Consider the following 13,745-nt stretch of genomic DNA (forward strand, 5'->3'; position numbering starts at 1 on the left):
GAAAGCTGAACAGGCAGTTGTCGTCGAGCACAAGCCCGGCGTATTCGTTCACGAGAAGCGGTGCGGCCTCGGGCTTGGTGGGCATGTCGGTGCCGGTCCGCGCGTCGAGAACGACAGGGCCGCCCGCTCCACGGCCGTAAGCCGCCCGTGCCACACGGTGGTCACGGTCGGGGGCTTGCGGCCCTGGTCTCCGTCCTTGAGGGCCCACAGCAGCTTGCCGGTGGCCGCGTCCACGGCCACGACTGCGAACCCCTTCGTGCACACCAGCGTCGCGGCGCGGTCGTAGGTGCAGTCGACCGCTCGCATCCCCGGCGGCATGGTGGCGCGGGCCTTCCCGCTGGTCACGTCCAGCAGCTGGTCGCCCTTGTCGCCGACCTGCGGGCCCGCGACCCGGACCGTGCCGGGCCCGGCCCCGTTCATGACCGCGGCGTACGTCTTCACCCCGCGCCACTTCTCGGTACCGGTGGCAAGGTCGACCGCGAGCGGTACGGAGGTGAGCGGCTCGACGTGGAGCAGGCCCACCGCCGTACCCGCGCCGGTCTGGACGGTCTCCAGCCCGGGCTGCGTCCAGCGCAGGGCGTGGGAGGCGGTGTCGATGCCGTACGACACGGCGTCGCCGCCGCCCGTCACGGTGACGACGGCCGTGCCATTCTCCGCACCGATGGCCGCGGCCTGCACCTTGCCGGAGGACTGGAGCGCCCACTCGGGCAGCTTGACGGTCGTCCGCCAGGCGGCCTTGTACGGGGGCGCCGTGCTGACCGCGACGAGCTCAACCATCGCGCCCGCGGTGTGGGTGCCGGAGGCGGGCACCGTCAGCAGGAAGGGCACCAGCACTTCGCTGCCGGCCAGGACCGGCGGCAGGATGAACCCGTCGGTGTCCTGTCCCAGGACGTCGCCGCGGGCGGTCTCCTCGCCCACGGTGCGGCCGTCGGCAAGGTCGATGACCTGAACGCCCGTGGGGGAGACGACGAAAGCCCGGTCCTCGTGGAGGAGCACCGGCAGGTCCTCACCGCCGCCGCGGACCTGCCCGGCCAGGTTGGTCCGGCCCTTCGTGGCCGCCTCCGGCAAGGGCACCTGCCCTTGCGCATCGAACCACTGCGGGGGATCGTGCGGCGCCAGGGTCTGCTTCGCCGGCGCCGACGAGGCTGCGGCCGCCAGGGGTGTGCTGCTGTTCGACTTTGCGTCGTCGGCTGCCCGGCCGCATCCGGCGAGCAGAGCGACGGTCAGGGGCAGGGCGAGCGCTAACGGCCGCACAGGAACACGCACAGGTACCTCACTCGGGATCGGGCAGACGGAGAAAGATCACGTCGGAGAATACGCGCTGCCCGAACCCCAGTTGAGGCCTCGCCCCAGAGCTGAGTCACGCACCTGGAGAGGCTGCGGGGATACCCTCCGCTGCTGGGTGACTGTCCGGCGACAGCTGACGTTCAGGCTCTGTCGCAACCGATCTGACAGGACCGTTGCGTCATGCACAGACTGACGCTCGGGGCTGCCTCGCGAACACAGGTCCGGCTCGTGCCGGTGGAATTGCTGAGCGATGAGCAGGCCGGCGCCTCGGGTCTTGTCGACTCTTCGGATTCGCGCTCCAAATGCGCACCGTGCGGTATGTCGGCCTGTTTCTGAAGGACCCGCTCGCGGTGCCACCTGATCGCGGGCACCGAAACCGTTCGGTCAAGCGGTACGCCGCGCGGCGCCAGAGGTTATACGATCACACGTGGGAGATCCCGGACGTCTGCGGCTATCACCCACCTGAAGGGATCTGCCCATGCGAATGAGATCTTCTGCGCACTGCTCGACGGATTTCTCCGCTTCGCCGCGATGGGAGCGTAGGGCGCTGTAGATGTAGAAGGCGTTGGAGTCCTTCTCGCTCAGCCGCAGTGTGGGATCTACATCCGAAAGGAAGGCCGCTGTAATGGCATCCTTTCGGAGGTCCTCGTCCGAGGTGATGTCGTCTATGGAACGCTGCCAGGTGTTGAACGGTGCGCTGCGATAGTACCCGTCGTGCAGGTTCCAAATGTCGCCAATAAACATCATGAGCTCGCCCATCCCCGTGGCCTCCTGCAGGTGACCGAATCCCCAATGTTGGATGAGGGTGACGAACTTCGCGACCCACTGCTCTGTCCCGAGCCCAACTCCGCTCGGGATGTATTCGGTTGGAGGTAGCTGGCCATTCCACCACCACAGGTTTCGGTTGTCTAGGTCGGGCCAGAACGCTACCCCTCCGACCCATTCTCCCCCATTGAGGTCTACTACAAAAGCTGGCACCCAACCATTGTTGACGAAGTCCGAGTATTGCCTATGAGGCCAAGTGGCGTAGCTGAGGCCACGGCGGATACCGGCGTTCATGCGCTTCCATATTTCGCCGAGGTATTGGGCGTACCCTTCCAGTTCCGCCGCTACCGCCGGGATGCCAGGCAGAGCGCCCGGAGAATATCTTGCTTTTAGGGCGATAATCCTTGCTGCTATGGCATACGTCAGAGCCGGCAGGGCCCACCTGTAATCCCAGACACGAAATAGGCCATCCGCTTCAGCACGATCTGGAAGATTCGTCATCCAACCTTTTGGGTAAGGGGTCGGGTCACCCTTGTTGGAAATTGCGGCAAGGCTCTGCGGGCGCATCCAGGAGGCTGGCTGCATCAACTCACTGACCGCCAGAGCAGAATCGTGCAAGGCGGAATGGATCACGTTTGCCCAGTACGGCTCATCCAACGGCTCGCCATCTCCGTGCCAATTCCACCACACCTCCGCATATTCTCTCGCGGCGACTATAGCGGTGTGCGAGTAGGCGCGCAACGTGGCCAGATGTTGCTCCCGCGATGTGACCCAGCTTGCCAGCTGAAAGTCCTCAATGGCTTGCATCTTGGCGTTCAATTGCGCCAGAAGTACAAGAGCAGGATCCTTGGGCGGAGGAGCGTGGGACAGCCAGTTATTCAACTCCGTGAAAAGCTCAAAGAGGCTGGACCCAAAGGTAACCAGGTCGGATGCTTCTTTCAGAGCTTTATAGGAGGGCTCTTCATAGTAGGGAAGGCCGCCTGATCGGAACTGTGCCAGTTGACGAATATGACTGCCTACGTACTCGACTCCCAGCAAATCGGGGGCTTCTGACAGATCGATAACTTCATCACCGTCGTTGGGCCCTGAGCTGAAGATACCGTCTTCACGCAAAAACATCTGCATATCCGAGACGCGATAAATTAATGCGCACATTACTCGCTCCGGCGGTATTGAGTCCCCAAGTCAACGATCACCTGCTACCAGCATCGCGCGCGCCCCCAGCGCACGCATCTGATGCGTTCACACCCACCGGCATCTGAGGACGGGTGGTGCCTGTGTCGCTGACCGGGTGCACCTGGTCGCTCCAGGTGTCGTCTGACCGCTGTGCTGGCGCAGCCACCGGTCCAGGGTGCAGGCGGTCTTCTCTGCAATGCCGTTGGCCGGGACGGCGCTGCTCGGGGCGTAGCGGAAGCCGTAGGGGATTCGCTTGTCGTCTGCGGTGCCGTCGGGGTGGCACCGCTCGGGCTTGTCGAGCGGTTCGTGCAACGCGTTGACGTAGTTGGCGAACTTGGTGTGAGTGGACTGTCGCGTGACGCCCAGGGCCTCGCCGATCTCCTCCCAGCTGGTGTCGCGGGCGCGCTCGTGGAGGACGGCCTGGCGCTGGACGTGCTCGGCGAGACCGATCAGGTCGGCGGCCTCGCGCACGAAGTCGCCCGGCGCGACCGTGCTGGAGTGGCCCCGGAGTCCTAGTCCTGTCTCTTCAGCCTGTACCGGTCAACCCTGACGATCGTCGGGGTATCGGGCTGTCATTCGGCCAGGGTGCCCCGCCTGCGGTGTTCCTACCGTGGGCAGCATGGATTCGATCAAGCGATATGGATGGGGTCGACGGCTACCGATGGCGGTCGGGTCGGCCGGGGTAGGGGCAGCGGCCGTGGTCTGGCTGGCGCCCGGTGGTGTGCTGGGGACGAACGAGCCGGTGCACGTCACTGCGGGCTTCTCGGTGCGGGCATACCGGGCGCTGACCGGGAGAGTGGCGGACGGGCCGCCGTGGGCTGAGACCGTCCTGGAAGCGGCGAGTGAGGGCACTTTGCTGTTCCTGGGCCTGCTGTTGGCCTGGGTCGGCTGGAGCGCCCTGCGCCGCAGGGATGCGGAGGGGCTGGCCGGGGTGGCTGTGGCCGCCGCCGGGACCGTCGTCGCCTACGGACTGAGTGAGGCGGTCAAACTCCTTGTCGACGAGGAACGTCCGTGTCGTGCCCTGCCAGGGGCCGCGGTCCTCGTGCCGTGTCCCGAGCCGGGCGACTGGTCGTTCCCCAGCAACCACGCCACCCTGGCCGTCGCGCTGGCCGTCGGCGTGACCTTGGTACGGCCTCGGCTCGCGGCCCTGGCCTTGCCGGTGGCCGGGGTGGCCGCCCTGTTGCGGGTGCTGGTCGGGGTGCACTATCCGCACGACGTCCTGGCGGCCGCGGCGCTCGGCGCGACGGCCGTGGTGACCGTGCGGCTCCTCATACGGCCGATTGCCATGCGGGCGGTGTCAGCTGTCCACGTACGGCAGCCGGTCGGACGACACCGGGACCACGCCGGCCTCGTGCGCGACCACGGCCGCCGCGGCCCGGTTGTCGACTCCGAGGCGCGCGAGGATCGAGCTGACGTGGGCCTTCACCGTCCCCTGCGCCAGGCGCAGGCGGCGCGCGATCTGCCCGTTAGAGAACCCGCTGCCGAGGAAGCCGAGCACCTCCCGCTCCCGCGCGGTCAGGGCCTCGACGCGGGCGCGGGCCGCGGAACGGCGGTTGGCTTGGGCTCCCGCACCGCCAGAGGCGAGATACGCGACGACCCGGGCCGTGACCTTCGGTGACAGGTAGGCGGCGCCGTCGGCAACCGCCCGGATACCGGCGATCAGTTCCTCCGGCTCGCCGGACTTGATCAGGAAGCCGGCGGCACCTTCGCTCAGGGCGCGCAGGATGTACTCGTCCTCGCCGAAGGTCGTCAGCATCACAACCCCCGTTTCGGGGACGGTCCTTCGTATCTCGGCGGCGGCTTCGATACCGCCGGTCCCCGGCATCCGGATGTCGAGGACGGCCACCTGCGGGCGGTGGCGCTGTACGAGCTCCACCGCCTGGTGGCCATCAGCTGCCTCGGCGACGACGGTGATGCCGGGGTCGGTGGCAAGGACTGCGCGGACGCCTGCGCGGATCATGGGCTCGTCGTCGGCGATCAGGATTCGGATCATCGGACAGCCTTCCCGGTGTAGTTGTCGGTGGAGACCAGGCGTCCGGCCCGAAAGCAGAGACGGTAGATGTCCCCCGAGCGGTCGTCGAACGGGTCGCCGGTCTGTACGTAGAACTCGCAGGCCGCATCTTGTGGTGCGGGCGTGGGTGCTGCCGGGCGGCGGGTCGTCTGGCGCTTGGGCAGGTACGGCGCCACGTCCGCGCGTGGCTGGCCGACGTGCAGGAGGGCGTAGTCCTGCGGTGCGAGGACCGACTGCCGTGCCGTCACGGTGTCCCACGCCCGCACCCCGCCGATGAGCAACGCGGAGGTGCACAGCGGCACCAGGACGGCCGCGGCGGCGGTACGGCCCAGCCGGCGACGGGCACTGCGGTGCTCAGGAGGCAGCACGTCACCTGGATCGCCGGGCTCGGCGCGGCGGGGCGGGGGCACGGCCCCGGGACGGTGCGGAAGCCTGGCCCTGACGGCGAACCCACCGCCCTCGGGGCCCGAGGTGAAGGTGCCACCAGCCAGTCGGACGCGTTCGTCCAGGCCGATGAGCCCGAAGCGGTGGCCCTCGCCGGGTGCTGAGACCCGGGACCCTGGTGCGGTACGAGCGGCGCGGTCATGGTGGGGCGCAGACACGGTGGGCACCGGCTCGTTCGTCACACTGACCTCGGTCCGTCCTTCCGCGTGCCGGACGACGACGGTCGCCCGGTGCCCGGGCGCGTGCTTGGCAACGTTCGTCAGCGCCTCCTGGACGACGCGCAGCACGGCCCGCTCGACGACCAGCAGCGCGTCACCGGCCGCCGCTTCGCCCTCCACACGCAGCCGGACGTCAAGCCCCGCCGCGGCCGCCCGGTCCACCAGGCCATCGAGTTCGGTGAGCCCAGCGCCGGGCTCGGGCCCCGGAGCCAGATCCGACGGCTCGCGCAGTACACCGATCACCTCGCCGAGCCGGTCGACGGCGGCTCCCGCCCTGGCGCGGATGTCCCGGGCGGTGGCCCGGTGGTCCTCAGACAGACCAGGGGCCAGCTTCAGTGCCCCCGCGGACAGGGCGATGAGGCTCAGGTCGTGGCCGAGGAGGTCATGCATGTCCTGCGCGATCCGGGTCCGCTCGCGCAGCCGGGCCTGTTCGGCGACCAGATGCTGCTCCCGCTCCAGCCGCGCGGCCCGCTCCCATCCGGCCCGGACCAGTTCGCGGTACTGGCGCAGGAACCGGCCCGCGAACCACGGCAGCATCGCCGCCACGAGCAGCAACCCCACGAACTGGCTCGCCCAGCCCAGCCACGCCGGCACCAGGAGCACAGCCACCACGGCGGCCGCGAGCACTCCGGCCAAGGCTGCCCCCGTGCTCCGGTTCCGCCCCGGCTGCCAGCCCGCGAGGAAGGCGCAGACCGCCGCCGGTATGCCCCACCACAGAGTGGCGACACCTGTGCCAACGGCCGCCACCGCCCCGATGAAGAGGCCTGCGGACAGTACCGGTGCCGGCACCCGGGCGATGATCACTGTTCTCACGGACGCGACCCTACGGAACTCCGCCGCGCCGCGGCACTGCCGAAAGTCCACTACCGCAGGAACCAGTCACAACCGCTGTGACTGAGCGCGATAGTTGGCCCCGACGGACAACTGCGATGCACAGAACGCGAGCGGGTGTGCGGGCGACGTGGTCGGGGGCCGGCCACTCGTCGCTCAGCGCCCTGGGGACCAGGGGTCGTCGCTGTACGGTTCGGGGTGTTCCGGGTGGAGCATGCAGCGGACGCAGCGCAGGAGCCCCGGCTCATTGCCGCCGACGGCAGCCATCCAGGGCAGGGCCTCCATGGCGCGGGCGCGTTCTTCGGTGGCCAGGACGTCGATGGCGGTGTGCAGGGCGTCGGGGGCGGGTTCGTCGGTCAGGCAGAGCCAGCCGATCGCGGCGGCAAGACGGACTTCGGGGGCCTGCGCCGGGTCCTGCCACACCTCGCGGATCCACGCGGTGGCCGGTGGGTGCGGGTGGGCACGTGTGGTTTCTGCGGTCGCGAGAATCATGGCGGCCAGGACCATGGGGTCCTGCTCCTTGGCGAACCGGGTAGCGAACGCGGCTCGGACCGTATGGCCGGGGTCGGCTGCGGTGGCGAGAGCGTAGGAGGCGTCGATGCGCACGGCAGGGTCAAAGTCATCGAGGAGAGGCAGGAGCAAGGGGGTTCCGGCGGTGATCGCGGCTCGGGCAGCGGCCACCGACCAGCCTGCCGGGTAGCCGGTCACCTCAACGCCGTAGTCGTCGTAGTCGTCGTGCCGGGGGCCGGGGCGGTGGAGGAGGAGTTCGGCGCGGGAGGCGACACCGAAGTAACGGGCGCGGGCCGGGGCGGCGAGACCGCCGAGGGCGGCGGTGCGGTGTGGATGGTGCGGGTCGGTGGCGATCCGGATCAGGAACGGGACGGCGAGAGCGGCGGCGGCCCGGCTGTCGTCGGCGCACATGCCGATCAGTACACCCATCGCGCTACGTGCCGATCCGTCTTTGGTCCGCAGCAGGCGAACGGCCTCCCGGGCATCCTCCCCGTGAGGGAAGTTCCCCCAGGGAAGGCCGTCGAGGACGGCTCCGTCGATGGTCTCGGGCCGGATGGTCGCCGTCACAGCCCGGATGTCGAACGGGCCTCCCGCGAACGACGCCAGATCCGCCCCGTCGACCAGAGCCCTGCACATCGCGAACGTCGGATCGGTCCGCCAGTCCCCCACGCCACACCCCCGTCGAATCCACCAGAGATTGAATCATGCGCGATCCGGACCAGGCAGAGCCACCGGGTAGTCAGGGCGCTGCACGCCGCAGACCACCATGGCCGGGCCCGCGACCAGGGAAACGCGGCGAGATCACGCACCGCACAGATGACCTCGGCGCCGTCGACACGCCACGTCACAGCCCAGCGTCCCGCCCAATCCAGCCTCGGATCCGCAGCCTCTCCACCCGGAACCACGTACGGCACCACCAGCTCATCGAACCCGCAGCAGTGAGACCACACGCACCCGAGGTCAGCACCCGTCATGTCATCAGCACACCGCGCGGAACGTCATGCAGACCGCAGATCGTGGAAAAGCGCCTGCCCAGGCCGCTCCACCCGCTAGCCTGCCAGGCAACTATCGCGCGCAGCCGCCAACTAGCGTGCTCAAGCGCCAACTATCGCGCACAGTCACAACCGCTGATCGCGTCCCTACTTCGGAGTAACCGATTCGTGCTGTTCGATTTCCGTTCGATATCTTGGAGGGAGAGGTTTCGGCCATACCGGCTGAAATCGTGTATTCGTAGGAGGTAGGCATGATCAGCGGCGTCCACCTCCACGTGGCGAGTGGCTACTCTGCCCGCTACGGCGCCTCCCACCCCCGCGACCTGGTCCGCAAGGCTGCCGAGCGCGGGATCGGTACGCTCGCGCTGACCGACCGCGACACCGTGACCGGCGCCGTGCGCTTCGCGAAGGCGGCCACCGCCGCCGGCATCCGCCCCGTCTTCGGCGTCGACGTCGCCGTCGCCCCCCACGCCCCCGCCCGCCCCGGATCCGCAGCCCGCCTGCGCACTCCGGTGCGCGGTGGCGCGCACGTGATGGAGCCCCCTCTGCGGGTCACGCTGCTCGCGCGGAGCGCCGCCGGGTGGGCGCGGCTGTGCCGTCTGGTATCGGCCGCGCACGCCGGTGCGGCCGGGGAAGCGCCGGTGGTGTCCTGGGAGACTCTCGGGCGGTACGCGGATGAGGGCCTGCTGGTCCTGCTGGGGCCGGTCTCGGAGCCGGTACGCGCCCTGTCGGCGGGGCGGCCGGACCTCGCCGAGCGGCTGCTCGCGCCGTGGCGGGAGGTGACGGGGCCAAACCTGCGGCTGGAGGCGGTGTGCTGGGGTGTGCCCGGCACCGGGCCGGGCTCGCTGCGGCTTGCCGCCCGCACTGTCGGGCTCGCCGACCAGCTCGGCGTGCGTGCGGTGCTGACGAACGCGGTCCGGTACGCCGATCCGGCGCAGCACCGGATCGCTGACGTGCTGGATGCGGGCCGGCTGCTGCGGCCGATCGACCGCCGGATGCTGGACTGCGGCGAGCGCTGGCTGAAGGACCCCGCCGCCCTGCGGGCCGACGCGGAGCGGATCGCGGAGGCGTCCGGCGGCGGTGCAGGCCGCGCGGCGGCGCTGCTGGCGGAGACGGTGCGGGCCGGGGAGGAGTGCGTCCTAGATCCGGTCGCGGACCTGGGGCTGGGCCAGCCGCACTTCCCCGAGCCGGAGGTTGTAGGGGCCGAGCCGGGGCCGGGCGGCGCGATGCGGCTGCTGCGCCAGCGGTGCGAGGCGGGCATGTTCGCCCGCGGCCTGGACCGCGACCGGCGTGCGGTCGAGCAGCTGGAGTACGAACTCGGGGTCATCGGGAAGCTGGAGTACGAGGCGTACTTCCTGGCGGTCGCCCAGGTGGTGGCGGACGTCCGCGCGATGGGCATCCGGGTCGCGGCCCGGGGCTCGGGCGCCGGCTCGATGGTCAACCACGCCCTGTTCGTGGCGACGGCCAATCCGCTGGACCACGACCTGCTCTTCGAACGCTTCCTGTCGGAGCGCCGGTCGTCGCTGCCGGACATCGACGTCGATGTGGAGTCCGCGCGCCGGCTGGAGGTCTACGACCGGATCATCGAGCGCTTCGGGACCCAGCGCGTCGCGGTGACCGGTATGCCGGAGACCTACCGGGCCCGGCACGCCCTGCGCGACACCGGCCTCGCGCTGGGCATCGCACCCCAGGTGGTCGACCGGATCGCGAAGTCGTTCCCGCACATCCGGGCCTGCGACATCCGCGACGCGCTGGCCACGCTGCCAGAGCTGAAGCGGCTCGCGGCGGAGGCCAGCTCGTTCGGGCCGCTGTGGGAGCTGGCCGAAGGCCTGGACAAGCTGCCGCGGGGCATCGCCATGCACCCGTGCGGGGTGATCCTCTCCAACTCGAGCCTGCTGGACCGGCTGCCCGTGCAGCCGACCCCGGGCGGCCAGTACCCGATGGTCCAGGCCGACAAGGAGGACGTCGATTCTCTGGGGGATGAGCTGTCGCGGTGACGCCGACTTCAGGGTTTATGCAGCTCAGGGCCAGCCGAGGCAAGGCTAGCCAACACGACAGGTGTGGTGGTATCGCCCGATAGGGCGACATCCTGGCGTGAACCGCTGCTGCACATCGGTGTTCGCTCATTCGAGTGTCTCCACCCGGCCGTCTCCATCGGCGCACACGCACAAGGGGTGAGGCGACTCAGGCAACTCTGGGCTGGCCGCGAGTCCCTGGGCAAACGGTGCTGGAACAGCCAACGGTTTCACGAAACTAGGGACTTATCGCGCTAGGCAGGCTTAGAGTTTGTAACACGATCATGAATCGGGCTTGTTGAGGCGTCTCCAGCAGATGAGGCTGCAGGCGAGGGAGACGAGCGCGTCGTGGAGTTCGGTGCGGCGTTCCCAGCGGACCGCGAGTCGTTTGAACTGGTGCAGGAGGGCGAAGGTCTGCTCGACGACGTAGCGGAGTTTGCCCATGCCCTTGATGTTCGGGGCGCCCTTGCGGGAGATGACGGGCAGGATCCGGCGTCTGCGCAGCTCTTCCCGGTTGGGATTGGAGTCGTACCCCTTGTCTCCCAGCAGAGCGTCCGGGCGTCTGCGGGGACGGCCGGGGCGGCCCGCCACCGGCGGGATGCCGTCGACCAGGGCGAGGGTTTGCGTGACGTCGTTGACGTTCGCCGCGGTCGTGATGACTTTCAGCGGGGTGCCGCGTCCGTCGCAGATCAAGTGGTGTTTGCTGCCCGTCTTCCGCCGGTCGACCGGCGACGGACCGGTGTCGGCTCCCCCTTTTTCGCGCGGATGTGAGAGCCGTCCACGCACGCCCTCGACCAGTCGAGCCGGCCGGCCGCGTTCAGCTCGGCGAGCAGGATCCGGTGCAGCTGGTCGAAGACTCCGGCCTGCTGCCACCGCTCCAGCCTTCGCCAGCAGGTCTGTCCGGAGCCGAACCCCAGCTCAGGCGGCAGGAGTTGCCAGGCGATGTCGTTGTGCAGGACGTACAGAATGCCCTGCAGACACAACCGGTCTGCCACCGGCCGCGGCCCTGGCGACCTCGTAGGCCAGGGCGGCAGCAGCGGCTCGATCAGTGCCCACAAGTCGTCGTCCACGATCCACGGCCGAGTGCTCACGCACTCACGAACGGCCGAATCATCGCACTGGTTACGCCCGACCAGGGCATCTCAACAAGATCCTGTTACGAGCTCTAAGGGTTCGCCTGGAGGAGTTCGCGTCGGACGTGTTCGCGCCGCTGGTGCGGCGGGACCAGCGGGCGAAGGGTGCCTTGTATCTGCGGGGGCTGCTGCTGGATGGTCGGCGGAAGTCGATGCAGCCGATGGCTGATCGGCTCGGTGTCGATCACCAGCGGTTGCAGCAGTTCATGACGTCCTCGACCTGGCCGGTCGACCGGGTGCGGTCCCGGCTGGCGTGGCGGGCGGTGGCGGCGGTGCGGCCGCAGGTGTGGGTGGTGGACGACACCGGCTTTCCCAAGGACGGCCGTTCCTCGCCCGGGGTGGCCCGGCAGTACTCCGGCACTTTGGGCAAGGTCGGCAACTGCCAGATCGGCGTCAGCGTCCACGCCGCATCCGACACCGCCTCGTGCCCGCTGTCCTGGCGCCTGTTCCTGCCCGCCACCTGGGACGGGCCCGAAGCCGAGGCCCGCCGACGGACCTGCCGGATCCCCGATACCGAGCACCACCGGCCCAAGTGGCAGCTGGCCCTGGACATGCTCGACGAACTCGCCGGCACTGGGCTGCGGCCCGCCGTTCTGGTCGCGGACGCCGGCTACGGCGCGAACGCCGACTTCCGCCACGGCCTGGAAGACCGCGGCCTGGCCTGGGTCCTCCAGGTGAAAGCCGAGATGACCGCCCACGGGCAGGACGCCGAACCGCACCAGCCTGCATACGGCGGCCTCGGGCCGCGTCCTCTGCCGCGCTACCGAACCCGCCCGGTCTCCTTACGCGAACACGTGATGGCCGCGGGCCGGGACCGGGGCCGGACCCTGACCTGGCGCAAGGGCTCCAAGGCCGCGATGAGCTCGCACTTCGTACTCCTGCGCGTCCGCCTCGCCGGCCGACGGCCCAAACCCGCCGCCGACGGCACGATCCCGCTCAGCTGGCTGATCGCCCAGTGGCCCGAAGGCCACGACGAGCCGGTCAAGTACTGGATCTCGAACCTGCCCGAGGACATCCCCGCCAAGGACCTGGTCCGGCTGGCGAAAGCCCGGTGGCGGATCGAGCACGACTACCGCGAGCTGAAAACGGCCCTGGGCCTGGACCACTTCGAGGGCCACTCGTTCACCGGGTGGCACCGGCACGTCACCCTCGTCACCGCCGCCCACCTGTTCCTGACCGAACAGCGGAGGAACCCAAAAGCCCCTGCCAGGGCCTGATCCTCTACCAGGCCCTGGACCTCCTCCAACACCTCATCGCCACCTGGACCGGCACCTGCCCCACCTGCCAGCAAGCCGTCCCATGGCAGCCATACGACACCACCTAACAAAGCACTACTAGGAGCTTCCGGCGCAGGACACTAGGTGTGTTGTCCGGACAGGTTGGTGACGCGGCTGGCGGGTGTTTGGCCTTGGATGCCGGTGTGGGGTCGGTGGTAGTTGTACCAGTCGATCCAGTCGGTGAACGCGGTCTGTCGTTCGGCGTCTGAGGTGTAGGGCTGCTGGTAGGCCCATTCCTCGAGCAGGGTGCGGTGGAAGCGTTCGACCTTGCCGTTGGTCTGCGGCCGCCAGGGCCTGGTCCATCGCGGGCTGATGCCCAGATCACGGCAGGTGTCGCGCCAGGTGTTCTTGCTGTAGGCCCAGGCGTTGTCGGTCAGGACGCGTTCGACGGTGACGCCTCGTTCTGCGAACCAGGCGACGGCGCGGGTCAGGAAGGCTGCGCAGGTGGGGGCGGTCTCGTCGGGCAGGTCTTCGGTGTAGGCGAGGCGGGTGTGGTCGTCGAGGGCGGTGTGAAGGTAGGCCCAGCCGGTGCCGGTCTTGTTGCGCCTGCCTTCGGCCCGGCCGAGGGTCTTGTGGCCGCCGCCGTCGGGGATCCTGCCGAGCTTTTTGACGTCGACGTGGATCAGTTCGCCCGGCCGGGAGCGTTCGTAGCGGCGGATGGGTTCGCCGGTGGCCCGGTCCAGGGCGGCCAGGGCCGGCTGACCGTGGCGGGTGAGGATGCGGTGGGCGGTCGAGGGCGCGATTCCCGCGCGGGCGGCCAGTCGCAGGGGTCCGATCCGGTATTCGCGCCTGAGCCGCAGCACATGTTCCTCGACTGCGGCCGGGGTCCGTCGCGGCTGGTGGTGGGGGCGGCTGGTCCGGTCACTCATTCCGGCGACGCCCAGCGTGCGGTAGCGGGTGGCCCAGCGGGCCGCGGTGGTGTGGCTGACCTGGAAGCGTTCTGCTGCCCGGCGCACGGGCCAGCCGTCGTCCACGACACAGCGGGCCAGCCGAAGTCGTCCGGTCTCGGTCAGCGGGGCATTACGGTGGACCACGAGGGCCTCCTCGGATCGGTGGAGATGTCGCAATCCACACCGAACCCGGAGG

9 protein-coding genes and 2 pseudogenes are annotated in these 13,745 nt (G+C 69.3%); 4 read left to right on the forward strand and 7 right to left on the reverse strand.

Annotation, left to right across the window (positions count from 1 at the left end):
- Positions 1–48: 48 nt before the first annotated feature.
- On the reverse strand, positions 49–1,254 hold the full coding sequence (locus RIU97_RS02650) for a hypothetical protein (RefSeq protein WP_404953110.1): 1,206 nt from the start codon (positions 1,252–1,254) through the stop codon (positions 49–51).
- Between the two features lie 335 nt (positions 1,255–1,589).
- Between RIU97_RS02650 and RIU97_RS02655 the strand changes: the two genes are divergently transcribed.
- Positions 1,590–1,775, forward strand: coding sequence for a hypothetical protein (locus tag RIU97_RS02655; protein WP_404953111.1), 186 nt, complete (start codon positions 1,590–1,592; stop codon positions 1,773–1,775).
- A 1,519-nt stretch (positions 1,776–3,294) separates the two neighbouring features.
- Here the strand turns inward: RIU97_RS02655 and RIU97_RS02660 are convergent.
- A complete protein-coding gene (locus tag RIU97_RS02660) occupies positions 3,295–3,699 on the reverse strand; it encodes a hypothetical protein (protein WP_404953112.1) in 405 nt (134 codons plus the stop codon).
- A gap of 190 nt (positions 3,700–3,889) precedes the next feature.
- Here RIU97_RS02660 and RIU97_RS02665 point away from each other — a divergent pair.
- A pseudogene (locus RIU97_RS02665) lies at positions 3,890–4,480 on the forward strand (phosphatase PAP2 family protein); the annotation flags it as partial.
- 45 nt (positions 4,481–4,525) lie between these two features.
- Here the strand turns inward: RIU97_RS02665 and RIU97_RS02670 are convergent.
- From RIU97_RS02670 to RIU97_RS02680, 3 genes are all read right to left on the reverse strand, one after another.
- Complete coding sequence (locus tag RIU97_RS02670; protein WP_404953113.1) at positions 4,526–5,221, reverse strand: response regulator; 696 nt, start codon at positions 5,219–5,221, stop codon at positions 4,526–4,528.
- Positions 5,218–6,714, reverse strand: a complete 1,497-nt coding sequence (locus RIU97_RS02675) for a histidine kinase (RefSeq protein ID WP_404953114.1) — start codon at positions 6,712–6,714, stop codon at positions 5,218–5,220. The genes RIU97_RS02670 and RIU97_RS02675 overlap by 4 nt, the downstream gene beginning before the upstream one ends.
- A 174-nt stretch (positions 6,715–6,888) precedes the next feature.
- Complete coding sequence (locus RIU97_RS02680) at positions 6,889–7,911, reverse strand: hypothetical protein (RefSeq protein WP_404953115.1); 1,023 nt, start codon at positions 7,909–7,911, stop codon at positions 6,889–6,891.
- A gap of 574 nt (positions 7,912–8,485) precedes the next feature.
- Between RIU97_RS02680 and RIU97_RS02685 the strand changes: the two are divergent.
- Positions 8,486–10,213, forward strand: a pseudogene (locus tag RIU97_RS02685) (PHP domain-containing protein); the annotation flags it as partial.
- Between the two features lie 318 nt (positions 10,214–10,531).
- Here the strand turns inward: RIU97_RS02685 and RIU97_RS02690 are convergent.
- A protein-coding gene (locus RIU97_RS02690) for an IS5 family transposase (RefSeq protein WP_404953116.1) occupies positions 10,532–11,340 on the reverse strand; the annotation gives its coding sequence in 2 pieces (ribosomal slippage) (positions 10,532–11,005 and positions 11,008–11,340; 807 coding nt in all).
- 59 nt (positions 11,341–11,399) lie between these two features.
- On the opposite strand from RIU97_RS02690, the gene RIU97_RS02695 reads away from it, so the two are divergent.
- Positions 11,400–12,599, forward strand: coding sequence for an IS701 family transposase (locus tag RIU97_RS02695; RefSeq protein WP_404962735.1), 1,200 nt, complete (start codon positions 11,400–11,402; stop codon positions 12,597–12,599).
- 140 nt (positions 12,600–12,739) lie between these two features.
- Here RIU97_RS02695 and RIU97_RS02700 read toward each other — a convergent pair whose 3' ends face one another.
- Positions 12,740–13,693 (reverse strand): IS481 family transposase, encoded by a 954-nt coding sequence (locus RIU97_RS02700; RefSeq protein WP_404953117.1) that lies wholly within the window; start codon positions 13,691–13,693, stop codon positions 12,740–12,742.
- Between the last annotated feature and the right edge of the window lie 52 nt (positions 13,694–13,745).

Source organism: Streptomyces sp. 147326, from assembly GCF_045000215.1.
Classification (GTDB): Bacteria; Actinomycetota; Actinomycetes; order Streptomycetales; family Streptomycetaceae; genus Streptomyces.

What these genes read in the sequence shown, in the direction of transcription:
- RIU97_RS02655 (WP_404953111.1), top strand. Translation starts at nt 1,590, where the DNA reads ATGCGCACCGTGCGGTATGTCGGCCTGTTTCTGAAGGACCCGCTCGCG.
- RIU97_RS02670 (WP_404953113.1), bottom strand. Translation starts at nt 5,221, where the DNA reads ATGATCCGAATCCTGATCGCCGACGACGAGCCCATGATCCGCGCAGGC.